This window comes from Guyparkeria halopsychrophila (assembly GCF_044582135.1).
Taxonomy (GTDB): Bacteria; Pseudomonadota; Gammaproteobacteria; order Halothiobacillales; family Halothiobacillaceae; genus Guyparkeria.
On the sequence record NZ_JBDODP010000019.1, the window covers coordinates 20,316 to 43,825 of the forward strand.

Below are 23,510 nucleotides of genomic sequence, written 5' to 3' on the forward strand. Positions count from 1 at the left end.
TCATGCCTCCTCGGCCAGGGTCTCGGTCCCGGCACGCTGTCGTTTTTCCTCAGCGGTCGCCGGACGGATCTGGCCGCGCTCCTCGACGAACAGCACGTTGTCATCCGGCTGGTCGGAATTGACGAAGCTGCGAAAGCGCTTGAGCTTGGCGGGATCGGCCAGGGTGCTCTTCCATTCGCACCGGTAGCTGTCGACCACTGCCTGCATCTGGCTCTCGAGTTCCTCACCGATTCCGATCCGGTCGTCGATCACCACCTCGCGCAGGTACTCGAGTCCGCCTTCGAGGTTCTCCAGCCAGACGCTGGTGCGCTGCAGCCGGTCGGCGGTCTTGATGTAGAACATCAGCAGCCGGTCGATGTAGCGGATCAGGTGCTCGTCGTCGAGATCGGTGGCGAACAGGTCGGCGTGTCGCGGCTTCATGCCGCCGTTGCCGCAGACGTAGAGGTTCCAGCCGTTCTCGGTGGCGATAACGCCGATGTCCTTGCTCTGGGCCTCGGCGCACTCGCGGGTGCAGCCGGAGACGGCGAACTTGAGTTTGTGCGGCGAGCGCAAGCCCTTGTAGCGGTTCTCGATGTGGATCGCCATGCCTACCGAGTCCTTCACGCCGTAGCGACACCAGGTGGAGCCCACGCAGGATTTCACCGTGCGCACTGACTTGCCGTAGGCATGACCGGTCTCGAAGCCCGCCTCGATCAGCTCCTCCCAGATCGGCGGTAGCTGCTCCTTGCGAGCGCCAAACAGGTCGATGCGTTGGCCGCCCGTGATCTTGGTGTAGAGACCGTATTTCTTGGCCACGCTGCCGATTACGATCAGTTTTTCGGCGGTGATTTCGCCGGCCGGCACCCGTGGGACGATCGAGTAGGTGCCGTCTTTCTGCATATTGGCGAGGTAGGTGTCGTTGGTGTCCTGCAGCGGCTGGTGCACGGGTTCGAGCACGTGCTCGTTCCATACCGAGGCGAAGATCGAGGCGGCCGTCGGCTTGCAGATATCGCATCCCAGACCGCGGCCGTGACGCTCGAGTAGTTCCGCGAAGGTACGGATGCCCTCGACCCGCACCAGGTGGTAGAGCTCGATGCGGGTATGCGAGAAGTGCGCGCAGATGTCGGTGTTGACCTCCATGCCGCGCTTGGCAAGCTCGTGGTCGACGGTCGACTTGAGCAATGCGGCGCAGCCGCCGCAGCCGGTGGAGGCCTTGGTCGCGCCCTTGATGTCGCCCAGGTTGGCGCAACCGCCGTCGAGTGCTTCGATGATCCCGCCCTTGGTGACGTTGTGGCAGGAGCAGATCGTGGCGGTCTCCGGCAGGGCGTCGGGGCCCAAGGCCGGTGGGCCGTCACCGGCCGGCGCGATCAACGACTCGGGGTGCTCGGGCAAGTCGAGGCCGTTGCGGGCGTATTGGAGCAGGATGTCGTAGTCGGCGCTGTCGCCTACCAGCACCGCGCCGATCAGCTTACCGTCAAGCACCACCAGTCGCTTGTAGGTGGCGTCCGGCTCGTTGATGGTGGCATAGGCCTGGGCGCCGGGCGTGCGGGCGTGCGCATCGCCGATTGAGCCTACCTCGACGCCCAGCAGCTTGAGCTTGGTGCTCATGTCCGCGCCAGTGAAGGCGGCCGTCTCGCCGGCCTCGGTCAACTGCTTGACGGCGACGTCGGCCATGGCATAGCCCGGCCCGACGAGACCGAAAATCTGGCGGTTCCACAGCGCGCATTCGCCGATGGCATAGATGGCCGGGTCGGAAGTGCGGCACTGGTCGTCGATCACGACGCCGCCGCGTTCGCCCACCGCGATCCCGGCCTTGCGCGCCAGCTCGTCATGCGGACGGATGCCCGCAGAGAAAAGCACCAGGTCGGTCTCCAGCGCCTCGCCATCGGCGAAGTTCATGCGCAGCCGGTGGTGTTCGCCGGCGTCGATCAGTTGCGTGGCCTTGCCGGTGTGTACACGCACGTCGAGGGCCTCGATCTGGCGACGGAGCATGTCGCCGCCGGCCAGGTCGAGTTGGGCGGGCATCAGCTGCGGGGCGAACTCGACGACGTGGGTCTCGAGGCCCAAATGCTTGAGCGCGTTGGCTGCCTCAAGACCCAGCAGGCCGCCACCGACCACCACGCCGCGCCGGCCGTGTTCGGCATGGTCACGAATCGCATCGAGGTCCTCGAGGGTGCGATAGACCAGGCAGCCGTCCTGATCCCGACCCTCGATGGGTGGGACGAACGCGTACGAGCCGGTGGCCAGCACCAGCCGGTCGTAGCCGTGCCGGGTACCGTTACGCGTCACCACCTCGCGGGCGTCGGTGTCGATTTCGACCACGGGGGTGTCGAGGTGAAGGTCGATGCCTTGCTCGCGGTAGTTTTCGGCCGTGGTGAGCGCGAGATCCTCAGCGTTCTTGCCGGAAAAGTACTCGGAGAGATGCACGCGATCGTAGGCGGCGCGGGGTTCCTCGCCGAAGACGGTCACGTCAAAGCGGGCAAGGCCGTCGGCCTCGATCATCTTTTCGACGAAGGCATGACCGACCATGCCGTTGCCGATCACGATGAGTTGTTGTCGGTTGCTCATGGTGTGCTCCTGTCCGCAGTGTCAGGCGGCGTTTTCGGTGGGCGAGTCGTGAGAGGGGGTGAGTGCGTCGTCCGGCTCGCAGAAGTGTTTGCCGAACAGCAGACGGTCACGGAATGTGCGCACGTTGCCGTGGTCCTCGAGCAGGTCGAAGTACCACCCCCCGTCGGCCACATCGCCGACCAGTACCGCGCCGACCACGCGGTCGCCGCGGAGAATGAGTTTCTTGTAAATACCCTGTTGCGGGTCGCGAAGGCGCAGACAGTGATCGCCGGGTTCGGGATCAATCCGGCCGGCGGAGAACACGTCGATGCCGGTCACCTTCAGGCGGGTGGATGTGAGTCGGTCGCGGTAGTGTCCCTGGCCGGTGGTCAGCACGTCGGCCAGCACGCGGGCCTGATCCCAGATCGGGGCGACCAGGCCGTAGGTGCGACCACGATGCTCGATGCATTCGCCCAGGGCGTAAATGGCCGGGTCATCGCTGCGCAACTGCTCGTTGACCCGGATGCCGCGGCCGCAGTCCAGCCCGGCAACTTGCGCGAGCGAGATCTCCGGTTGGATGCCGATGGTGAACAGCACGGTCGAGGCCGGCAGCCGGCGGCCGTCGTCCAGCCGCACGGCCTCGGCCCGTGCAACTCCCTCGATCGCGTTAGCCTGGGCGTCCAGCACGAAGCGCACGCCCCGAGCCGCCAATTCCTGCCGCAAGATGGCGGCGGCTTCGTCGTCCAACTGGCGGTTCATCAGCACCGGGTTGCGGTGGACCACCGTCACATCGACGCCGTGGCCGGCGAGCCCGGCAGCCGCTTCCAGTCCCAACAGTCCGCCGCCGAGGATCACCACCGGCCGGGGATCGGACAGCCGGGTGCGCAGGAACTCGACGTCGGCGAGATCCCGGAAGCCGCCCACGCCGGCCAGATCGATGCCCGGTATCTCCGGCAGCCAGGGGCGCGAGCCGGTGGCGAGCACAAGCTGGTCGTAGGGGACGGTCACCCCGGCGCGACTGGTCACCTCGCGCCGCTCGCGATCGATCGTCACCACTGGGTCGCCGAGATGCAGCGCAATGTCGTGGCGGGCGTACCACTCGCGTGGGTTGAGCATGATCTCCGCGACCGTCTTCTCGCCCGCAAGCACCGGTGAGAGCATGATCCGGTTGTAGTTGCCATGCGGCTCGGCGCCGAACACGGTGATCGCGTGGCTGCCGGCCTCATGCTCGACCAGCTCCTCCAGCAGGCGCGCGCCGGCCATGCCGTTGCCGATTATTACTAGCCGCGGCTTCATGCGACGCGTTCCTTCGCCTTGTCCTTGGTCGTTCCCTTGGCCGCAGCGGGGCTCGAGCTGCCGATTTCCTCGACCTTCTTCTGCTTTTCATAGAGGAAGGTCAGTACCTCGTGGCGATAGTGGTTGTAGGTCGGGTCGTCGGCCAGGGCCAGACGGTTGCGGGGTCGCGGCAGGTCGATGGTGAGGATTTCGCCCACGGTGGCCGCTGGACCGTTGGTCATCATCACGATGCGGTCGGAGAGCAGCACGGCCTCGTCGACGTCGTGGGTGATCATGATCACCGTGTTGCCCAGATCGGCCTGGATCTCCATCAGCGAGTCCTGCAGATGGGCCCGGGTGAGTGCGTCGAGCGCGCCGAAGGGTTCGTCCATCAGCAGCACCTTCGGTTGCATCGCCAATGCCCGGGCGATGCCGACGCGCTGCTTCATGCCCCCAGAGATCTCGTCCGGGCGCTTGTGCAGGGCGTGATCCATCTGGACCAAGGCAAGATTGTGGTGGATCCAGTCGCGCATCTCGGCGCGGCTCATGCGGCCCTTGAAGACCTTCTTCACCGCCAGTTCAACGTTTTGGTAGACGGTCAGCCAGGGCAGCAGTGAATGGTTCTGGAAGACCACCGCCCGCTCGGGGCCCGGTTGATCGACCTCGCGGCCGTCGAGCAGCACGCCGCCGCGGGTGGCCTGGTGCAGTCCGGCGAGAATGTTGAGTACGGTCGACTTGCCGCAGCCGGAGTGGCCGATTAGCGAGATGAACTCGCCTTCGTCGACCTTGAGGTTGATGTTGTCGAGGGCTTGGAAGGGTCCCTTGGGCGTGGGGAACTCGATGTCGACGCCCGTCAGTTCGAGGTGTGATTGAGTCATGACGAAGTCTCCATTAACGCATTATTGCGGTCTTGTCCCAGGACATGGCTCGCTGCAGCGCAAGCATGCCCCGGTCGAGGAGGAAGCCGATCAGGCCGATCACCAGCACGGCGACCATGATCCGGGCCAGTGAGTCGGACGAGCCGTTCTGGAACTCGTCCCAGACGAACTTTCCGAGGCCAGGGCTCTGAGCCAGCATTTCGGCGGCGATCAGCACCATCCAGGCGATACCCAGCGACAGGCGCAGGCCGGTGAAGATCATCGGGATGGAGGAGGGCAGGACGATCTTGACCACGTGGGTCAGCCAACCCAGGCGCAGCACCTGGGAGACGTTGAGCAGATCGCGGCTGACGGTGTTCACGCCCACGGTGGTGTTGATCATCGTCGGCCAGAGAGAACACAGGACGACGGTGATCATCGAGGTCAGGAAAGACTTGTCGAACATGGGATCATCGGTGACGTAGACCGCGCTGACGACGATGGTGACCAGCGGCAGCCACGCCAGTGGCGAGACCGGCTTGAAGATCTGCACCAGCGGGTTGAACGCCGCGTACAGGTTGCGGCTCAGGCCGGTGATGATGCCCAGCGGGATGGCGATGATCGAGGCGATTAAGAAACCCGAGAGCACGGTGATCAGGCTGGTGATGACCTGGTCGAAGAATGTCGCCTTGCCGGTGTAGTCGTGAATCCGCGGCTCGTACCCTGGATCGTTGGCCAGCCGCTCGGCGATCCGGTCGTCCTGGCGTTCATAGAAGGCCTCGGCCTTTTCGCGCTCGGCGACGTGCTCCACGTAGAGCGCCTCGGCCTGGTTCCAGACTTGCGCCGGGCCGGGGAACTGGCCGAGCGAGGTGTCGATCTTCCCGGCCACGCCGGACCAGAGCATCAGGAAGACCATCAGGCCGATGACCGGCAGGCCGACCGTGCGGAACAAGACGTCGAGTTGGGCCCGGGGGCTCTCGCCCCGGGCCAGGTTCACGAACGGGGCGATGGCCCGTGGTGTCTTGAGTGACAGGTTGGTGTTCATGGTTTAACTCCGGATGTTCGGGCAGTCCAGGTCGGTCAGACCTGGTCCTCGCCCTTGAGACCGATGGGGAACTGTTTGAGGTACTCGTTCGGCTTGCGCCCGTCGTAGGTGACGCCGTCGATAAACTCACTCTGCGGCGGCTTGAAGCCGGTTTCGCTGTCGAAATCCGGGAAGTCGTCGGCGCTCATCGTTCCGTCGGCGATCAGCTCGCGCGCCGCCTGGGTGTAGATGTCCGGGCGGTAGACCTGCTTGGCGGTCTCCATGTACCAGTCGTCCGACTTGCGCTCGGCAATCTGGCCCCAGCGGCGCATCTGCGTGAGGTACCAGATGGCATCCGAGTAGTAGGGGTAGGTGGCGTTGTAACGGAAGAAGACGTTGAAGTCGGGGACCGGGCGCTCGTCGCCCTTCTCGTACTCGAAGGTGCCGGTCATGGAATTGGCGATCACCTTCTCATCGGCGCCGACATAGTTCGGCCGCGCCAGGATCTCGACCGCCTCGGGCCGGTTGGCGTTGTCGTCGGCATCCAGCCACTTGGCGGCCCGGATCAGCGCCTTGACCAGACGCACGGTGGTATTGGGATACGTCTCGGCGAACTCGCGCGTGATCCCGAACACCTTCTCCGGGTTGTTCTTCCAGATCTCGTAGTCCGTGATGACCGGCACGCCGATGCCCTTGAACACGGCCTGCTGGTTCCAGGGTTCACCGACGCAATAGCCGCTGATGGTGCCGGCCTCGAGGGTCGCGGGCATTTGCGGGGGCGGGGTGACCGAAAGCTGGGCATCGGCGTCGATGAGCCCGGAGGTGTCGCCGTTGCTCGGATCGTAGTAGCCCGGGTGAATCCCGCCGGCAGCCAGCCAATAGCGCAGCTCGTAATTGTGGGTGGAGACGGGAAACACCATGCCCATCTTGAACGGCTGACCCTCGGCATTACGCCGGTCGACCACCGGTTTGAGGTAGTCGGCCTTGATCGGGTGGACTGGTTTGCCATCGTCGCGCTTGGGCAGGTCGGGGAGCATTTCCTCCCAGACGTCGTTGGACAGCGTGATGCCGTTGCCATTGAGGTCCATGGAGAAGGGCGTGATGATCTCCGCTTCGGTGCCGTAACCGATGGTGGCGGCGAGCGGTTGCCCGGCAAGCATGTGTGCCCCGTCGAGTTGGCCGGTAATCACGCCGTCGAGCAGCACCTTCCAGTTGGCCTGGGCTTCAAGCGTGACGTACAACCCCTCGTCTTCGAAGTAACCCTTCTCGTAGGCGATGGCGAGTGGCGCCATGTCGGTCAGCTTGATGAAGCCGAAGGTCAGGGCCTCCTTCTCCGCGTAGCCGATTTCGGCCTGCGCCGGCAGGGCGGTCAGGGCGCTGCCGGCCAGTGCCGCACCGGCCAGGCTCATCGCGGTGCGCTGCAAAAAGCGGCGTCGTGACGGGGTTGTTTGGGTCATGAGATCTCTCCTATGGACGATTCGTGGGCATGAAATAAAAAAGGCGCTCACGCTCCGGCTTTGCCGGATTCGTGAGCGCCTTTGCTCGTTTTGATTGGTTGCTCCCGCCGCCGTTGGCGGGGCGTGCTTTACTTAATGCATGGGCTGTGCCATTTTTCTATAGTCTGATAAAACAACAGGTTGTTGGATTTAATCCCGATTGGCCGGTTGGCCGTTGCCCCATGACGCGGCAGCTGTTCGCCATCATGGTGCAACGATGGCCGGATTCAGCCCGGCGGGTCGAATGCTTGTCCGTTAAGGAAACGGTCGGCGCCCAACGTGAGCCCGCCGGGCGTTTCCTGCCAGTTTGTGGCGTGGATGCCCTCGCGTTTGCTGCGCTCGATGGGTAGGGGCTCGCCGAGATCCTGCATCAGTTCCCGGTACGGCCGATCATCGAACACTTGCGCGGCGAGTCGGGGGAGCAGGCCCTCTCCATCCGCCAGATCGCTGTCGAGTGGCAACTGCTCGAGCATCCACAGCGCCTGTGACCACCACGGATAGTTGGCCGAGTAGCGATGGAACACGTTGAAATCAGGCAGTTCGACGATCGGTTCGTCTCGCCCCATCTGGATTCGCCCGGTAAGCGACGGGGCGATCGCCGCCTCCGGGGCGTCGATCACGTGCGCTTCGGCGATCATCTGCGCCGCCTCGAGGCGGTGCTCGGGATCGTCCAGCCAGGCGCATGCCTCGTAGAGTGCGGCCATCAGCGCCTTGAGCGTCTGCGGGTGGGCCTTCGCCCAGGCGTGTGTCACGCCGAGGACCTTTTCCGGACTGTTGTTCCAGATCTCGTAGCCGGTGATCGCGATTCGCCCCTCGCCGCGCTGGACCGCGAGGGTATTCCAGGGTTCGCCCACGCAGAAACCGTCGATATGGCCATGGTGGAGGTTGGCGACCATCTGTGGTGGGGGAATCACCACGATGCGCACGTCGTGGTCGGGCTCGATGCCGTGATGCTTCAGCCACAGGCGGAGCTGCAGGGTATGCATGGAATAGGGGAAAACCGTGGCGAAGGTGCGCTTAGGTCGGCCCTCAACCTGTTCGCGGGCGATCAGGCGCTGGAGTGCGCGCCCCACATCACCGACGTCATTGCCGCCTGCCAGTTCCGCCAGTTCGCGATGGAGGGCGGTGGACAGGGTGATGGCGTTGCCGTTGAGATTCAGCACGAAGGGGGCGAGCATCGCTTTGGTGACCGAGCCGAGTCCGGCGGTGCAGGCCAGCGGCATGGGCGCGAGCATCTGGGCGCCGTCCAGTTCGCCGATGATCACCCGGTCTCGGATGTTGGCCCAGGAGACCTCGCGCTTGAGTTCGACATCAAGCCCCCACTTCTCGAATAGGCTTTTTTCGTGGGCGACGATCAGTGGGGCGCAGTCGGTCAGTGGAATAAAGCCCAGCGTGAGGCGTCTTTTCTCCGGTTGGTAAATCGTCTTGGTGTTCGTCGGGTCCATGCTGTGCTCTCTCAGATGCCGTCGTCGCCGACGAGATCGAATACCGCGATCACGTTGCGCGCCGTCTCGACCAGTTGCTGGTTGCGATTCATGGCCATCTTCCGCATGGCGTGGTAGGCCTGTGTCTCGTCGAAGCCGCGATGCTTCATCAACAGCCCCTTGGCCTTCTCGACCACCTTGCGGTCCTCGAGTTGGGTGCGGGTCTCGTCCAGTTCGTTGCGCAGGGCTTGGAATTCGCGGAATCGCGCGACGGCCACGTCGACGATCGGCCTGACGCGATCCACGCGCATGCCGTCGTAGATGTACGCGCTGACGCCCGCCTTGATCGCCTTAGCAATGCTTTCTTCGCTGTCCTCCTCGGAAAACAGCACGATGGGCCGCGGATTGTCGCGCGAGACCACCGACATGTTCTCAAGCGCATCGCGATCGGGTGACTCGATGTCGATGATCACGACGTCTGGCTGGTGAGCTTCGACTTCCTGCGAGAGTCGTTCAACGCTGGCCAGTCGGGCGACGACCTCGTGCCCGGCATCCTGGAGGGATTGTTCGACGATCGCGGCACGGCCACGATCCTGATCGATGAGCATCACGCGCATGGCTCGGTGGCACTTCCTGGTATTCCGGGGGAGGGTGTTGCCGGTCATGGGCGCCCGTAAATCGGTGGGCGGTGACGGTCGTTACCGCACTGATTGCAACTCCCATGCCACTACCGCGAGCGGCGAGGCGGCACGGATGCGCGGCACCGGTGCATCAGTGGGTCGCTGTCTGCCGGTGCAATCCGCGGCACGAATGCACTGTGCTGATGCATATCCGGGGGCGTCTCCCAACCACTGTATGGAGCTAGCGGTGCCAGAAGCCCAGATGGGTGATGTCGGTCATGACATGCGTGGCGACGGACGCGCAGCCGAAGCCCGCCGCGCGGCGCCCGTCGGTCAGGGCCAGCTTGCCGATGGGCAGAGGGTCGGGACGTCGTTGATGAATGAGCCGAACTGGGTGGCGGGCACGTGCCAGACTTTTGCACGGCGATGGCCGTGCCGCCTTCCTGGGGGGCACCCATGGGTGGTGCGGTAGGGCGTATAAGTCTTACTCGTGATCGAGAGAGTGTCAGCAAAACCGCGGACGGTCCGTGATTTCCTTACCCGTGCGCGGAGATGGGTGTTCGCTTCAGGGGAGCGAGGGCCGCTATGTGCTCAGGTGACAGACCGCAACAGCCACCGAGCACCTGCGCACCTTCTTCAATCCACGCCTCGGCATACCGGCGCAGATCGGGTGGCTCGATCACGTCCTCGAACTGCCAATGAGGGGATTTGAAATATCCGGAGTCCGGGTACGCCATGAGGGGGCCGTCGAAGGTGCGCCGTAGGATCTCGAGGGCATCGGAGACCGCGTTCGCGGGTGTGTGCATGATGCCCGCCACGTCGACCGGCCAATCGTCCAGGACCGAGAGGATTTGCTCGAAGGGAACATCGTCGTCGGGCCCGAACCCGAGAACCTGCCCGTTCTCGTCGTGCCTGGCCGAGAACCCGGCCCAGACTGGCAGGCCCGTCTGGGCCGCGGCCTCGAAGACCAGTAGCATTCGGTGGGGGTCGTACATCATTTCCAGGAGGAGCAGGTCGCAGCCCTCGTCGCGGAGTAGCAGGGCCTGTTCGCGCAGCGCCAGGGCCATCTCGTCGAGGCCGATGGCCGCGTTCGTGTCCGGCTGGGCGGATGCTGCGGCGATCGGCCCCCGGTGAGACAACGACCCGGCGACCATGACATCCGGCCGGTGGCCGCGCTCCCTTGCCCGCAGTGCGGCGCGGACTGATGCCCGGTTGATCTCATCGAACTTGTCGCCAAGGCCGTCAAGTTCGAGAAGGGCGCGCGAGGTGGCGTACGTGTTCGCCGTGATGATGTCGGCGCCGGCAGCGATGTAGTCCCGGTGGACCTGTTCCAGGACCTCGCTGTGTTCGAGAGATGCCGGGCCACTCCATGCGCCAGCGCTCATGGGCACGCCGCGTTTTTCAAGCTCGGTGCCGGTTGCCCCGTCGAGTAGCCTGATTTCGCCTTTTCGCAGCGCGGTATACGTCATTGCCATGCCATCCCGGGTCGATTCTTGTCTCCCTGCGATTGTGGCAGACAACGTCGTTCATGAATCGCAGTTGGGTCGTGTCATTGGTGCGGGCGTGACGGTTGCCGGTGGCTTGCTGTTGGCCCTGTGAAGTCGAGCGGATTGATCACGCGATACTGAGTGGGCAACGATTTTCGTTTCGTTGTCGCAAGGCCAACGCGGATCCTGCCCCCTTTCGTCGGTCCAGGCATCGCGGCACAAGGCGGCGGAGCCCGCGGGCAAGGCGTTTTTCCCTGCGGTTGTGCGACGCGGAATCCCACCTGACTTTCTCTTCGGCTGTTGTTCCGGACGTTGGCAAAAGCCTGGGCAAGGGTCTGGCCAGGACATGGCTAGGACCTGGCGTTGCCGGTGTGTGCCAGCGCGAAGCAAGGCGGGGGAGGCTTCATTCCAACGACAAGACCCCTTTCTCGCCACCCAGGTGAGGGCTGAGCGGCGGGCCGTGCCACCGGCGTGGGCGCTGGGTGCCTAACTTGGTGTCGAACTTGCTGAGTCGTGGGGGAAACGGCTTCCCAGCACCGGGAGCCCGTATTTCTCCATGGATATCCCCCCATGTGGTGCATTGCCGTCACCGGCGTGCGCGTCATTGGGGCAGAAAGGGGCGCCCCGCATGCAGTTGTCGGATATCGACGTCGTCTGGGTCTTGGTGAGCGCCACGCTGGTGCTGTTGATGCAGGCGGGGTTTCTCGCCCTGGAAACCGGCGTGACGCGGCGCAAGAACGCGATCAACGTGGCGATGAAGAACGCCGCGGATCTCATGCTCACCTTGCTGGCATTCTGGGCGGTGGGATTCGGTCTGATGTTCGGGCCGAGCGTGATGGGCCTGATCGGGGGCGGTGGTTGGTCGCCGAACCTCGCGGATCTGGCCGTCGAGGAGGCGGTCTTCTTCCTCTTTCAGGCGATGTTCGCCGCGACCGCCGCAACGATCGTCTCCGGGGCCGTCTCCGAGCGGATGTCGTATGTCAGCTACGGGCTGGTCACCCTGGTCGTGGTGCTATTGCTTTACCCCCTTGCCGGTCACTGGGCCTGGGGCGGGGTATTCGCCACGGGCGACGGTTGGCTGGCCGCGCTCGGCTTCGTCGATTTTGCCGGCTCGACCGTGGTGCACAGTGTCGGCGGTTGGGTTGCCCTCGCGGCGGTCCTGATCATCGGCCCACGCATCGGTCGTTTCACCGACGAGGGCGCGCAACGCATTCCCGCCAGCAACCTGCCACTGGCCTTGCTGGGCGGGCTGTTCTTCCTGATCGGCTGGATCGGCTTTAACGGCGGCAGTGAATTGGGCCTGACCGAGCGCGTGCCGGCAATCATCGGCAATACCCTTCTGGCCGCCGCGGCGGGGGCGGTGACCGCCCACTTCCTTGGCCTGCGTATCCAGGGTGGCTACGTCGACAACCTGTTGCTGCCCTTGAACGGTTTGCTGGCGGGGCTGGTCGCGATCACCGCCGGGGCGCACGCGGTCTCCACCGGGATCGCCGTGCTGATCGGGGCGATCGGCGCGGCCGTGATGCTGGTGGTCGATTTATGGATGATCCGCCGTCGGCTGGACGACAGCATCGGTGCCGTGCCGGTCCATCTGGCGGCCGGCATCTGGGGCACCCTGGCCGTGGGCCTGTTCGGTCAACTCGAGCAATTGGGTACCGGGCTGGGGCGCCTCGAGCAGATCGGGGTGCAGCTGCTCGGCATTGTCGCCATCGGCGCGACCACTTTCGTCCTCGCCTGGCTGATCCTGCGTGGCATCGACCGGTGGCGCCCATTGCGCGTGAGTGCGGAGGACGAGATGGTCGGTCTGAACGTCAGTGAGCACGGCGCACGGACGGATCTGCTCGATCTGCTCGATGCGATGGAGCGCCAGGCCAATGACACGGATCTGTCCCAGCGTGTGCCGGTCGAGCCGTTCACCGAAGTCGGGCTGATCGCCCGTCGTTACAACGCGGTGATGGTGGCGCTGGAGAAGGCGGTGAACCGCACCCGGACGATGTTCCGTGACATGAGTGAGGGCATTGTCACCTTCGACACGGCCGGCCGCGTGATCAGCATCAACCCCGGTGCGGAAAAACTGCTGGCCGTCCCGGAAGAGGGCGTTAGCGGTCGACCGCTGGATGAATTGTTCAGGCCGTTGCTGGGCGAGCGTCTCGCGCGCGGCATCAACGAACGGCTGCGCTCGGGTTCGATCCAGGAACTGGTCGGCCGGATCGGCACGCAGGAACGCACCCTCGAACTGCAGGCCTCTCCCAGCGACGAGGCAGGGCAGGCGTTCTACACCGCCGTGTTGCGGGATGTCACCGAACGTCGTCAGGTGCAGAACCAGCTCGACCGCCAACGGGAACTGGCGCAGGTGACGCTCGAATCGATCGTGGATGCGGTGATCGCCACCGACGAGACGGGGCGGGTGCGTTTCATCAATGCCAACGCCGGCAATCTGAGCCGTTGGCCGGTCGCGCAAGCGCAGGGCCACTCGTTGTGTGAAATCTTCCGTTTCGAGCAGTCCGCGGGCCGGCGGGACTGTGACGCGATGATCGCCTCCTTGTTGCGCGAGAAACGGGTGCTCAATGGCACGACAACGTGGAACCTGAGCAATGCAGCCGGCGAAACGCGGGTGGTGCAATACACCGCGGCACCCATCTTCGAGCGGGAGGGTGGGATAGCCGGCGGGATCGTGGTCCTGCACGACGTCACCGAAGCCCGCGCCATGGAGCGCCAGCTGTCGCACCAGGCGACTCACGATGCACTCACCGGTCTGTTGAACCGGCGCGAGTTCGAGACGCGGCTGGGAGAGGCGCTGGCCGAGACAGGTAATCAGGGTCGACGACACGTGCTCTGCTACATCGACCTGGATCAGTTCAAGATCGTCAACGACACCTGTGGGCACCTTGCCGGGGACGAGTTGTTACGCCAGATCACCCGGGTGATTGGCGATTGCCTGCGCGAATCGGACACCTTTGCCCGGCTCGGGGGTGACGAGTTCGGCGCGATCTTGAAAGACTGCCCGATGAGTGTCGGTCAGGAGTTGGCGGAAGCGATTCGCGAGCAGGTGCATCGTTTTCGCTTCCCGTGGAAGGGCCGCCATTTCGCCGTGGGCAGCAGTATTGGATTGGTGGCGCTGGAATCCGGCTGCGGTGACCTGGCCGAGGTGCTGGGACAGGCGGATACCGCCTGCTATGCCGCCAAGGATCGCGGTCGTAATTGCGTGCACGTGTTCGAGCCGGACGACCGGGAACTGGCCGAGCGCAAGGGGCAGATGCAGTGGGCGTCGCGCATTCGCAGCGCGCTGGACGGCGACCGGCTGAGACTCTATTACCAGCCGATCGTGCCCACGGTGACCCCGACCGCGAAGGCCGCTCACCACGAGATTCTGGTGCGCCTGCTCGACGACGAGGACAACCTGGTCCCGCCCAGTGCCTTCATTCCTGCCGCGGAACGCTACGGATTGATGCTGGAAGTGGATCGGTGGGTGGTGCGCAATACCCTTGCCTGGATGGGTGACCGACATCGGGCCGACCCGGGTAACCCCATTGTCTGCGCAATCAACCTCTGCGGTGCCAGCCTGGGGGATGCCGGCCTGCTCGCCGAGATTCAGGTATTGCTCAATCGGCACCAGGTGCCCGGCGAGACGGTCTGTTTCGAGATTACCGAGACCAGCGCGATCGGCAATCTGCAGGCCGCCCGGCATTTTATCGACAGGCTCACGGGAGTCGGCTGCCGCTTTTCGCTGGATGACTTCGGCTCCGGCCTGTCGTCGTTCGGTTACCTGCGCAATTTGCCGGTCCACTTCGTCAAGATCGACGGCACCTTCATCCGCGAGATTGCAAACAACCCCACCGACGAGGCCATGGTCCGATCCATCCACTCCATCGCCCGCACCATGGGTCTGCAGACCATCGCCGAATTTGTCGAAAACGCCCAAGCCGTCGAACGGCTCGTCGCGATTGGTATCGACTTCGTGCAGGGCTACCACATCGGCCGCCCCCGTCCGCTGGAGCAGCTTGACTGCGTGAAATGCATGCCGCGATGAGCCTTCTGACGGTTCACGGGTTGAGCGAAGTGCCCGGCTGAAATTCAATCCACCTCAGTGGCCGGTTCTTGGTGCGGGATCGCGGTGCAGCTGGAATGATCGTGTTGACACCATCGAAGGCGACGGCGTCAGCAATCAAGGCGACAGTCTTGGGTAACCCGGCGAAAAAGCTGGTGGTCGCGCCGTCTCCTAGCGCCGTTCGGCCAGGTGGCTACGCCACGAGCCAAGCTCGGTGATATCGGTTGCACCCTGCGTGGCGATGGGTTCGGCAATGAACCCCGGCACCTCGCTCCCGTCGGCGAGCGTGAGCTTGCCGATGCCGAGCGGCGCGGGGATGCCGGCGACGAACGAGCCGAATTCGCTGGCGGGCACGTCCCACACCTCCACGTCGATCGCCGCGCCACCCTCCGTGACGCGCACCAGCCCGGGGCGCTCGGGCGGGCCGCCGGGCAGGGCGTAGAAGCGATACTCGGGGGCCGTGCGGGTGGTCTGGGCCAGCCGGCCGCGGCGCTGGGTCAGTTGCCAGTTGAGCGGCAGCCCGCTCAGGTGCGCGCCGCAGACCGCCACCGGGATGACGTGCTCGCCGCCGGCGTCGAGCGTCTCCTCGGGCAGCGGCTGGTCGGTGGCGCCGAGCCGGTCGACGCTGGCCCGCTGCAGCCGGTCGCCGAGTGCGAGCAGGTCGCGGTCGGTGAACGCCGGGGCGAACAGGGTGACGCCGAACGGCAGCCCGTCATCGCGGAATCCCGCCGGCACGGCGAGCGCGGCGAAGTCGAGCAGGTTCATGAAGTTGGTGTAGTAGCCCAGGTCGCTGTTCTTCTGCACCGGGTCGGCCTCGACCTCGTCGATGCGGTAGTGGCGCCCGGCGGTGGGCGTGACGACCAGATCCACGTCGGCCCAGACCGTTTCGGTCTGCCGCCGCAACTCGGCCAGCCGGTACTGCGCCTTGAAGGCCTCGGCGGCCCGGGGCGTGGCGCCGCCGGCGATGATCTGCCGGGTGACCGGGTGCAGGCTGTCGGCGGACTGCTCGATGAATGGCTCGATCGCGGCATAGCGCTCGGCCACCCACGGCCCCTCGTAGAGCAGGCGCGCGGCCTCGAGAAACGGGCCGAAGTCGATCTCCACGGCGGTGCCGCCCAGCGCGGCGAGGCGATCGATGGTGGTATCGAAGCGCCCCGGGTTCTCCGCATCGCCGAAGAAGGCCAACTGCTCGCGGCGGGGCACGCCAAAGCGAAAACCTGTCGCCGGGATCGCGGCGTGGCCGAACTCGGGCACCCGGTCGGGGCGGGCAAAGGCATCATCGCTATCGAAGACCGCGGCCACATCGAGCACCCGCTGGGCGTCCGGCCCGGTCAGGGCGAAGATCGAGACGGTATCGAGCGTGCGGCAGGCCGGGACCACGCCACCGGCGCTCAACAGCCCGCGGGTGGGCTTGACGCCGACGAGGTTGTTGAACATCGCCGGCACCCGGCCCGAGCCGGCGGTGTCGGTGCCCAGCGAGAAGGCCACCTGGCCGAGTGCGACGGCGACCGCCGAACCCGAGCTTGACCCGCCGGAGAGGTAATCCGGATCGAAGGCGTTGTGACAGGCGCCGTAGGGCGAGCGGGTGCCGACCAGGCCGGTGGCGAACTGGTCGAGGTTGGTCTTGCCCACCGGCACCGCCCCCGCCTCGATCAGGCGCTGGACCACGAACGCCGAACGCTCGGGCGTGTAGGCGTAGTCCGGGCAGGCGGCCGTGGTGGGCACGCCGGCGAGATCGATGTTGTCCTTGATCGCGAACGGCACCCCGTAGAGCGGCAGGTCGGCCGGATCGGCGGCCTCGAGGCGCTCGAGGTAGGGCTCGAGCTGCGCCTCGTCGAGCATGGTGATCCAGACGCGGTGTTCGTCGCCGGCACGGATGGTCTGCATCGTGGCACGCAGGTGGTCGCGCACACGCAATTGGCCGGTTCGGTACGCGGCGAGCAGGTCGGTGATGGTCGTGGCTGTCATGGTCGTTCCTGGCAAGGCCATACTGGGCATGGGGCGGGTCACTCGGCGTGGTCGAGCACGATCAGGGTCTGTCCGGGCTTGACCTGGTCGTCTTCCTTGCACAGCACGCGGGCCACCGTGCCGGCGACCTCGCTGTCGACGTGGATTTCCATCTTCATCGACTCGAGCACCAACAAGGTCTGGCCGGGTTCGATCCGGTCGCCGACGTTGACCTCGAGCTTCCAGACCACGCCGTGGACGTGCTCGGAGATGGCGGTCTGGCCATCGCCGATCTCGATGGTGTCGATGCCGGTGTCGACCGGCTCGGACTCGGATTCGTAGTTGGCCTGACCGGTGGCGATCCAGTGCTGCCGCTCGGCCTCGAAGGCGGCCTGCTGGCGGTCCTTGAAGGTGCGGATCTCCGCGGCGTGCTCTTCGAGAAAGCGGTTGTAGCGCCCCAGCGAGAAGGTGGTCTCCTCGATCTCCAGGCGCACGCCGCCGTGCGGGAAGGCATCGCGCATCCGCAGCAACTCCTCCTCGCTGACCTCGTAGTAGCGGATCTGGTCGAAAAAGCGCAGCAGCCACGGTTGTTGGAATTCGGGCGTGCGCTTGTAGCGGTTCCAGATCGGCAGCGTGCGGCCGACGAACTGGTAGCCACCCGGGCCCTCCATACCGTAGATGCACATGTACGAGCCCCCGATGCCCACCGCGTTCTCCGGCGTCCAGGTGCGCGCCGGGTTGTACTTGGTGGTTACCAGGCGGTGGCGCGGATCGACCGGGGTTGCCAGCGGTGCCGAGAGGTAGACGTCGCCCAGGCCCATGACCAGGTACGAGGCGTCATAGACGATCCGCTTGACCTCCGCCTCGCTGTCCAGCCCGTTGATCCGGCGGATGAACTCGATGTTGCGTGGGCACCAGGGCGCGTCCTTGCGCACCGATTGCATGTACTTCTCGGTGGCCAGTTGCGTCTGGCTGTCATCCCAGGCCAGCGGCAGATGGATGATCCGCGAGGGCAGCTCGGTGTCCTCGAGGCTCTTGAGCTCGTTTTCCGCCTGATCGAGGATCGCCAGCAGGCGCTCGGTGGGCAGCCGGGCCGGCTCGTAGTGGAGCTGCAGGCTGCGCACCCCCGGCGTCATCTCGACGATGCCGTCGATGCCTTGCTCGTTGAGCCACTCCAGCAGGGCCTGGACGCGAAACCGCAGCGAAAGGTCGAGCACGATCGGGCCGTACTCGACCAGCAGGTACTTGTCGCCGGCGGGGCGGTAGGTCACGCCCACCGGGTGCTCGCCGTCCTCTGCGCGGCGCTCGCGGATTATGGGGGTGGTGATCTCGGCGCGCTCGGCCTCGCGTTCGGCCGGTTCGAGCCGGTCGATCGCCTGATCCTGCTCGCGCTCGAGGCGGTTGGCCTCGGCCAGCGTGGTGGGCACGAAGCGGATGGTGTCGCCGGGCTTTAACTGGCCGAGCTTCCACAGGTCGGCGGTGACGATGGTCGCCGGGCAGACGAACCCGCCCAGGCTGGGGCCGTCCGGGCCCAGGATCACCGGCATGTCGCCGGTAAAATCGATGGTGCCGACGGCGTAGGCGTTGTCGTGGATGTTCGACGGGTGCAGGCCCGCCTCGCCGCCGTCCTCGCGGGCCCACTCGGGCTTGGGCCCGATCAGGCGCACGCCGGTGCGGCTGGAGTTGTAGTGCACCTCCCAGTCGGTGCCGAAGAACATCTCGATGTCATCGGAGGTGAAGAAGTCCGGCGCGCCGTGGGGGCCGTAGATGGTGCGGATGTCCCAGGCATTGTCGTAGTCGGGGATCGACGCGGCGGGCATGGCTTCGGGCTTGCCGGCAGTCTGCTGGCCGACATGCAGCACGTCGCCCGGCCAGAGCACGCGCCCGCCGTGGCCGCCCATCTGGCCGAGGGTGAAGGTCGAGCGGCTGCCCATGTGCAGGGGGGCGTCCAGCCCGCCGCGCAAGGCGAGATAGGCGCGTGCGCCCGTTCCTTCGACCGCGCCGACCTTGAGCATCTGGCCGCGTCGGACGCTCACCGGCTCCCAGAACGCCACGGGTTCGTCGTCGAGCGTGGTCGCCATGGTGGCGCCGGTCAGGGCGATGGTCGCATCGACGTTGAACTTGAGCGTCGGGCCGTTGACCGTTACCTCCAGGCCAGCGGCCTCCTCGGGGTTGCCGACCAGGCGGTTGGCCTGGCGGAAGGCGAGCCTGTCCATCGGGCCGGAGGGCGGCACGCCGATGTCCCAGTAGCCGACGCGGCCGGGGTAGTCCTGAATGGTGGTCTGCGTGCCGGGGCTGAGCACCTCGACGGTCGGTGCGAGGTACTCGATCCCAGCCAGGTGCGCGGTGGTGTAGTGGCCGGCCTCGAAGCCGGGATCGGTGGCCACCTGGCGCAGGTAGAGCCGGTTGGTCTCCAGTCCGTGGATGGCGGTCTGGTCGAGCGCCTCGCGCAATCGGCGAAGGGCGTCCTCCCGGTTGGGGGCTCGGACGATCAGCTTGGCGAGCATCGGGTCGTAGAAGGGCGAGATCTCCGTGCCGCTTTCCACCCAGGTCTCGATGCGGGTATCCGCGGGCCAGCGCACATCGGTGAGCAGGCCGGTGGAGGGCTGGAAGTTCTTGCCGGGGTCTTCGGCGTACAGGCGGACCTGGATCGAGTGGCCCTCGATGCCCGCCGGGCGCAGGGTCTCGAGGTCCGGCAGGTCGCCGGCGGCGCCGCGTACCATCCACTCGACCAGGTCCACGCCGGTGACCTCCTCGGTCACGCCGTGCTCCACCTGCAGGCGGGTGTTGACCTCGAGGAAGTAGAAGCGCCCGGTGTCGTCGTCGAGGATGTACTCCACCGTACCGGCCGAGCGGTAGTTCACGCCGCGACCGAGCGCCTCGGCCGCGGTCTGGAGCTCCTGGCGGACATCCTCGGGCAGGTTGGGCGCCGGGGTCTCCTCGACCACCTTCTGGTTGCGCCGCTGCAGCGAGCAGTCGCGCTCGCCCAGCGCGATCACCTGGCCCTTGCCGTCGCCGAAAATCTGCACCTCGACGTGACGGGCGTGGCGGACAAACTTCTCCAGAAAGAGGCCGCTGTCGGAGAAGTTGCTCTGTGACAGGCGACGCACGCTCTCGAAGGCGTCATCGAGCTCGGTGGCGTTTTCGCACAGGCGCATGCCGATGCCGCCGCCCCCGGCAGTGCTCTTGAGCATGACCGGATAGCCGATGCGCTCGGCCTGCTCTTTGGCCTGTTCGATGTCGTCCAGCAGGCCGGTGCCCGGCAGCATCGGCACGTCGGCGGCCTCGGCCAGGGCGCGGGCGGTGTGCTTGAGGCCGAATTCGCGCATCTGGCGCGAGGTCGGGCCGATAAAGGCGATGCCGGCCGCCTCGCAGGCCTCCGCGAACGCGGCGTTCTCCGAGAGAAAGCCGTAGCCGGGATGCACCGCCTGGGCGCCGGTCTCGCGGGCGACCTCGAGGATGCGCTCGGCGTTCAGGTAGGAGGCGGAGGCCGCCGCCGCGCCGATGCAGACGGCCTCGTCGGCCTGGCGGACGTGCAGGGCATGACGATCCTGCTCGCTGTAGACCGCCACCGAGCGCACACCGAGGCGCTTGAGCGTGCGGATGATGCGGCAGGCGATGGCGCCGCGGTTGGCGATGAGAACCTTGTCGAACATAGCGGTCTTTCCAGAGGGTGCCGGTCAGGCGGGTCGTCCCGCCGGGATGAACGTCGCCCGGGGTCGTCCCCGGCGCGGGCGCGGTCGGCCGGGATCAGTCCCAGACCAGCATCTCGACCGGGGTGGGGTTGTAGGCATTGCAGGGGTTGTTGAGCTGCGGGCAGTTGGACACCAGCACGATCACGTCCATCTCCGCGCGCATCTCGACATACTTGCCCGCATCCGAGATGCCGTCCTCGAAGGTCAGGCCGCCGTCGGGGGTCAGGGGCACGTTCATGAAGAAGTTGATGTTGGGCACGACATCGCGCTTGGTCAGGCCGTAGTGGCTCTCGGCGATCGCGGTCAGGAAGCTGTCGCGGCAGTTGTGCATCGGCTTTTTGTCCAGCGCGTAGCGCACCTGGTTGGACTCGGCCGAGCAGGCGCCGCCGAGGGTGTCGTGACGACCGCAGGTGTCCGCGGTGATCGTCAGCATCGGGTTGCCCTCGTTGGACATCAGCGTCGAGCCGGTGGTCAGGTAGGCGTTGCCCTGGGCGCGGATGGTGTCGATCGCGCTGTAGTGCTCCTCGGTGGGCCGCTCGAGGCTGTAGAAGATCGTGTCGGCGGCCTGGTTGCCCTCGAGATCGAGGATGCGGAAGGTCTGGCCCTCCTTGACCTCGTGGATCCAGGGCGAGCCGGCCGGGACTACCTCGCGGTAGACCGCCTTGGCCGGATCGAGCGGGCTTTCCACCAGTGTCTGGCTGCTCATGAGTAGGCCTCCTGGCAGTTGTGGATCGCGGTGTTGGCGTAGGCGCGCGCGTTCTCGGGGCGGAAATTGACGCAGTAGTCGTAGGCCGGCACCACGGGATCGGAGCGGTAGATGACCAAATCGATCTCGCCGGGCTGGTACTCGGGGTCGGGGTCCATCGGGTGCGGGGCGGTGTTGAGCACCACCAGCGTGTCCATCTCCGCGCGCAGGTCGACGTGTGCGCCGGGCTGGCGGTGCTCGGCGTCGAACACCAGCGCACCGTCCGCCTCGGCGTGGACCTTGCTGAAGAAATTGAGGTTGGGCACCAGATCCCGCCGCCCCAGGTTCCATTTCGCAAGCTCGATCAGGAACAGCTCGCGGCCACTGCGGTAGAAGTCGTTGCCGTATTCCTGATAGCCGTGCTCGCCGTATTTCTCGCGCACCATGGCCGCGTCGCTGATGCCGCCGATGGTGTCGTGCCAGCCGACGCTGTCTTCGACGATCGACATCATCACGTGCCCCATGTCGGAGTAGAGCATGTGGCCGTGTGTCAGCTTCGAGGTGTGCTGGCCCTTGAGCGTGTCCGGGGCGTTGTAGCGCTCCAGCGGGTTGGCCGGGTTGTACAGCAGAGTGGAGACATTGGCGCGCCCCTGCCGGTCGACCAGGCGCAGCGTGAAGCCGCGCTTTACTACCTGCGACCAGTAGCGTGCGCCGGGCAGTGTGTCCCGGTAAACGATCGGCGCGTTGAATTCGGGTGTGGTGTTCATCCTTCCTCCTCGGGTGTGGACGGATCGGTTTCCATACGGGTTTCGACACCCACTCGCTGGCCCACGGCGCGATAGACCGACGGGTGCGGGGTCGTATGGGATAGCGGAATGTCGTAGGTGATGTTGGCCCCGTAGGCGCCGGGGGCCTGGGGGTCGTGGCGGACCTTGTCGAACACCAGCAGGCGGCTGCCCAGCTCGAAGGCCTCCTTGAGGTCGTGGGTGACCATGAAGATGGTCAGGCCCTGGCGCTGCCACAGCTCGCGCACCAGCTCGTGCATGTCCCGGCGGATGCCGGGGTCGAGCGCACCGAAGGGCTCGTCGAGCAGCAGGATCTTGGGATCCTTCATCAGGGCCTGGGCGATCGCCAGGCGTTGCTGCATGCCGCCGGAAAGCTCGCTGGGGTACTTGTCGGCCGCCTGCGCGAGCCCGACGGATTCGAGCATTTGCCGCGCCCGTTCCCGGGCCTCGCGCCGGCGCCGGCCGAACAGCCGCCCGCTCAGCCAGGCGGCGCCCAGTTCCTCGGCGACCAGCACGTTGCCCAGCGCGGTCAGGTGCGGGAACACCGAGTACTTCTGGAACACCACGCCGCGGTCGGGACCGGGCTCGTCGGGCATCGGGGCGCCGTCGAGCTCCATCTCGCCGCGGGTGGCGCTCTCCTGGCCGAGCAACATGCGCAGGAAGGTGCTCTTGCCGCAGCCGGAGGCGCCGACGATGGTGACGAACTCGCCGGAGTCGACGTGCAGGTTGATGTTCTCCAGGACCACGTCGTGGCCGTATTCCTTCCAGACGTTCTTGAGCGTGACGGTGCTCATCAGGACCTCCGTGCCCGGTACCAGGGGAAGACCACCCGGACGATCAGGCGCAGGATCACGTCGGCGAGGAAGGCCAGCAGCGTGATCCAGGCCACGTAGGGCAGGATCAGTTCCATGTCGAGATAGCGACGTACCAGGAAGATGCGATAGCCCAGCCCCTCGGTGGCGGCGATCGCCTCCGAGGCGATCAGGAACAGCCAGGCCGAGCCCAGCGCCAGGCGCGTGGCATCGAGCAGGCGCGGCATCACCTGGGGCAGTACCAGCCGCAGGATGATCTGCCAGGTGCTCGCGCCCAGGGTCTGCGCCTTCACCAGCAGCTCGCGGGGGAGTTCCTCCACGCGCTGCTGGATGTCGCGCATGATGAAAGGGGCGATCCCGAACACGATCAGTGCCACCTTGGCGACCTCGCCGACGCCCAGGGCGATGAAGAGGATCGGCAGCATGGCGAGCGGCGGGATCATTGAGAGGACCGAGACAAACGGCGAGAAGGTCCGGTTGGCGTAGGGGATCAACCCGGTGAGCACGCCGACGACCAGGCCGATGGCCATGGCGATGCCCACCCCGAGGGCGAGCCGGGTGAGGCTGGCTGCCGTGTCCACCCACAGGGTGAGCTCGCCGCTGCGCCGGTTGGGTTCGGTGGCGACCTGGGCGAAGGTGTCGGCCATCGCCGCAAGCGATGGCAGCAGCGGGTCATTCGGGTTCTCTGCCAGACGCGTGGCGGAGGCCGAGACATAGACCAGCAGCACTAGCACGAACGGAAGCAGGCCGAGGGCGAGTCGCCAGGGGGCACCAGGGGTCTGATTGATCAAACGCTTCATGGGTCAGTCCGTTTGGCTCGGTGGGGGTC

General features: G+C 65.9%; 16 protein-coding genes. 1 reads left to right on the plus strand and 15 read right to left on the minus strand.

Translation table 11 applies throughout. The features are described from left to right. From nirB to ABGV18_RS09170, 9 genes are all read right to left on the minus strand, one after another. Window positions 1-2,547, minus strand: a complete 2,547-nt coding sequence (nirB, locus tag ABGV18_RS09130; RefSeq protein ID WP_396585752.1) for a nitrite reductase large subunit NirB — start codon at window positions 2,545-2,547, stop codon at window positions 1-3. A 21-nt stretch (window positions 2,548-2,568) separates the two neighbouring features. Continuing rightward, a complete protein-coding gene (locus ABGV18_RS09135; protein ID WP_396585753.1) occupies window positions 2,569-3,822 on the minus strand; it encodes an FAD-dependent oxidoreductase in 1,254 nt (417 codons plus the stop codon). Continuing rightward, a complete protein-coding gene (locus ABGV18_RS09140) occupies window positions 3,819-4,679 on the minus strand; it encodes a nitrate ABC transporter ATP-binding protein (protein ID WP_396585754.1) in 861 nt (286 codons plus the stop codon). The genes ABGV18_RS09135 and ABGV18_RS09140 overlap by 4 nt, the downstream gene beginning before the upstream one ends. A 13-nt stretch (window positions 4,680-4,692) precedes the next feature. After that, the gene (locus ABGV18_RS09145) at window positions 4,693-5,703 is read right to left on the minus strand and encodes an ABC transporter permease subunit (RefSeq protein ID WP_396585755.1); all 1,011 of its coding nucleotides are present in this window, start codon (window positions 5,701-5,703) and stop codon (window positions 4,693-4,695) included. 35 nt (window positions 5,704-5,738) lie between these two features. Next, entirely contained in the window at window positions 5,739-7,139 is a 1,401-nt protein-coding gene (locus ABGV18_RS09150; protein ID WP_396585756.1) for an ABC transporter substrate-binding protein, read from the minus strand. Between the two features lie 266 nt (window positions 7,140-7,405). Beyond that, a complete protein-coding gene (locus ABGV18_RS09155) occupies window positions 7,406-8,623 on the minus strand; it encodes an ABC transporter substrate-binding protein (protein ID WP_396585757.1) in 1,218 nt (405 codons plus the stop codon). A gap of 11 nt (window positions 8,624-8,634) precedes the next feature. After that, entirely contained in the window at window positions 8,635-9,219 is a 585-nt protein-coding gene (locus tag ABGV18_RS09160; RefSeq protein WP_396585758.1) for an ANTAR domain-containing protein, read from the minus strand. A gap of 244 nt (window positions 9,220-9,463) precedes the next feature. Beyond that, on the minus strand, window positions 9,464-9,676 hold the full coding sequence (locus ABGV18_RS09165; RefSeq protein WP_396585759.1) for an allophanate hydrolase-related protein: 213 nt from the start codon (window positions 9,674-9,676) through the stop codon (window positions 9,464-9,466). A gap of 82 nt (window positions 9,677-9,758) precedes the next feature. After that, window positions 9,759-10,691: a homocysteine S-methyltransferase family protein gene (locus tag ABGV18_RS09170; protein WP_396585760.1), complete on the minus strand. Its 933-nt coding sequence runs from the start codon at window positions 10,689-10,691 to the stop codon at window positions 9,759-9,761. A 646-nt stretch (window positions 10,692-11,337) separates the two neighbouring features. Here ABGV18_RS09170 and amt point away from each other — a divergent pair. After that, the gene (gene amt, locus ABGV18_RS09175; protein WP_396585761.1) at window positions 11,338-14,739 is read left to right on the plus strand and encodes an ammonium transporter; all 3,402 of its coding nucleotides are present in this window, start codon (window positions 11,338-11,340) and stop codon (window positions 14,737-14,739) included. A 189-nt stretch (window positions 14,740-14,928) separates the two neighbouring features. Here the strand turns inward: amt and atzF are convergent, their stop codons facing one another. From atzF to ABGV18_RS09205, 6 genes are all read right to left on the minus strand, one after another. Continuing rightward, complete coding sequence (atzF, locus tag ABGV18_RS09180; protein WP_396585762.1) at window positions 14,929-16,725, minus strand: allophanate hydrolase; 1,797 nt, start codon at window positions 16,723-16,725, stop codon at window positions 14,929-14,931. A gap of 38 nt (window positions 16,726-16,763) precedes the next feature. Beyond that, window positions 16,764-20,360, minus strand: a complete 3,597-nt coding sequence (gene uca, locus ABGV18_RS09185) for an urea carboxylase (RefSeq protein ID WP_396585763.1) — start codon at window positions 20,358-20,360, stop codon at window positions 16,764-16,766. 94 nt (window positions 20,361-20,454) lie between these two features. Further along, the gene (locus ABGV18_RS09190; RefSeq protein WP_396585764.1) at window positions 20,455-21,105 is read right to left on the minus strand and encodes an urea amidolyase associated protein UAAP2; all 651 of its coding nucleotides are present in this window, start codon (window positions 21,103-21,105) and stop codon (window positions 20,455-20,457) included. Next, window positions 21,102-21,851, minus strand: coding sequence for an urea amidolyase associated protein UAAP1 (locus ABGV18_RS09195; RefSeq protein WP_396585765.1), 750 nt, complete (start codon window positions 21,849-21,851; stop codon window positions 21,102-21,104). Before ABGV18_RS09195 ends, ABGV18_RS09190 begins: the two co-directional genes overlap by 4 nt. Then, complete coding sequence (locus tag ABGV18_RS09200; RefSeq protein WP_396585766.1) at window positions 21,848-22,663, minus strand: ATP-binding cassette domain-containing protein; 816 nt, start codon at window positions 22,661-22,663, stop codon at window positions 21,848-21,850. Before ABGV18_RS09200 ends, ABGV18_RS09195 begins: the two co-directional genes overlap by 4 nt. Continuing rightward, window positions 22,663-23,481 (minus strand): ABC transporter permease subunit, encoded by an 819-nt coding sequence (locus ABGV18_RS09205; protein WP_396585767.1) that lies wholly within the window; start codon window positions 23,479-23,481, stop codon window positions 22,663-22,665. The genes ABGV18_RS09200 and ABGV18_RS09205 overlap by 1 nt, the downstream gene beginning before the upstream one ends. Window positions 23,482-23,510: the final 29 nt, after the last annotated feature.

Bases quoted from the DNA above. Each gene is read 5' to 3' on its own strand.
- ABGV18_RS09160 (WP_396585758.1), bottom strand. From the start codon at position 9,219: ATGCGCGTGATGCTCATCGATCAGGATCGTGGCCGTGCCGCGATCGTC.
- ABGV18_RS09205 (WP_396585767.1), bottom strand. From the start codon at position 23,481: ATGAAGCGTTTGATCAATCAGACCCCTGGTGCCCCCTGGCGACTCGCC.
- ABGV18_RS09170 (WP_396585760.1), bottom strand. From the start codon at position 10,691: ATGACGTATACCGCGCTGCGAAAAGGCGAAATCAGGCTACTCGACGGG.
- ABGV18_RS09135 (WP_396585753.1), bottom strand. From the start codon at position 3,822: ATGAAGCCGCGGCTAGTAATAATCGGCAACGGCATGGCCGGCGCGCGC.
- amt (WP_396585761.1), top strand. From the start codon at position 11,338: ATGCAGTTGTCGGATATCGACGTCGTCTGGGTCTTGGTGAGCGCCACG.
- ABGV18_RS09195 (WP_396585765.1), bottom strand. From the start codon at position 21,851: ATGAACACCACACCCGAATTCAACGCGCCGATCGTTTACCGGGACACA.
- ABGV18_RS09145 (WP_396585755.1), bottom strand. From the start codon at position 5,703: ATGAACACCAACCTGTCACTCAAGACACCACGGGCCATCGCCCCGTTC.
- ABGV18_RS09155 (WP_396585757.1), bottom strand. From the start codon at position 8,623: ATGGACCCGACGAACACCAAGACGATTTACCAACCGGAGAAAAGACGC.
- uca (WP_396585763.1), bottom strand. From the start codon at position 20,360: ATGTTCGACAAGGTTCTCATCGCCAACCGCGGCGCCATCGCCTGCCGC.
- ABGV18_RS09140 (WP_396585754.1), bottom strand. From the start codon at position 4,679: ATGACTCAATCACACCTCGAACTGACGGGCGTCGACATCGAGTTCCCC.
- ABGV18_RS09200 (WP_396585766.1), bottom strand. From the start codon at position 22,663: ATGAGCACCGTCACGCTCAAGAACGTCTGGAAGGAATACGGCCACGAC.
- ABGV18_RS09190 (WP_396585764.1), bottom strand. From the start codon at position 21,105: ATGAGCAGCCAGACACTGGTGGAAAGCCCGCTCGATCCGGCCAAGGCG.
- atzF (WP_396585762.1), bottom strand. From the start codon at position 16,725: ATGACAGCCACGACCATCACCGACCTGCTCGCCGCGTACCGAACCGGC.
- nirB (WP_396585752.1), bottom strand. From the start codon at position 2,547: ATGAGCAACCGACAACAACTCATCGTGATCGGCAACGGCATGGTCGGT.
- ABGV18_RS09150 (WP_396585756.1), bottom strand. From the start codon at position 7,139: ATGACCCAAACAACCCCGTCACGACGCCGCTTTTTGCAGCGCACCGCG.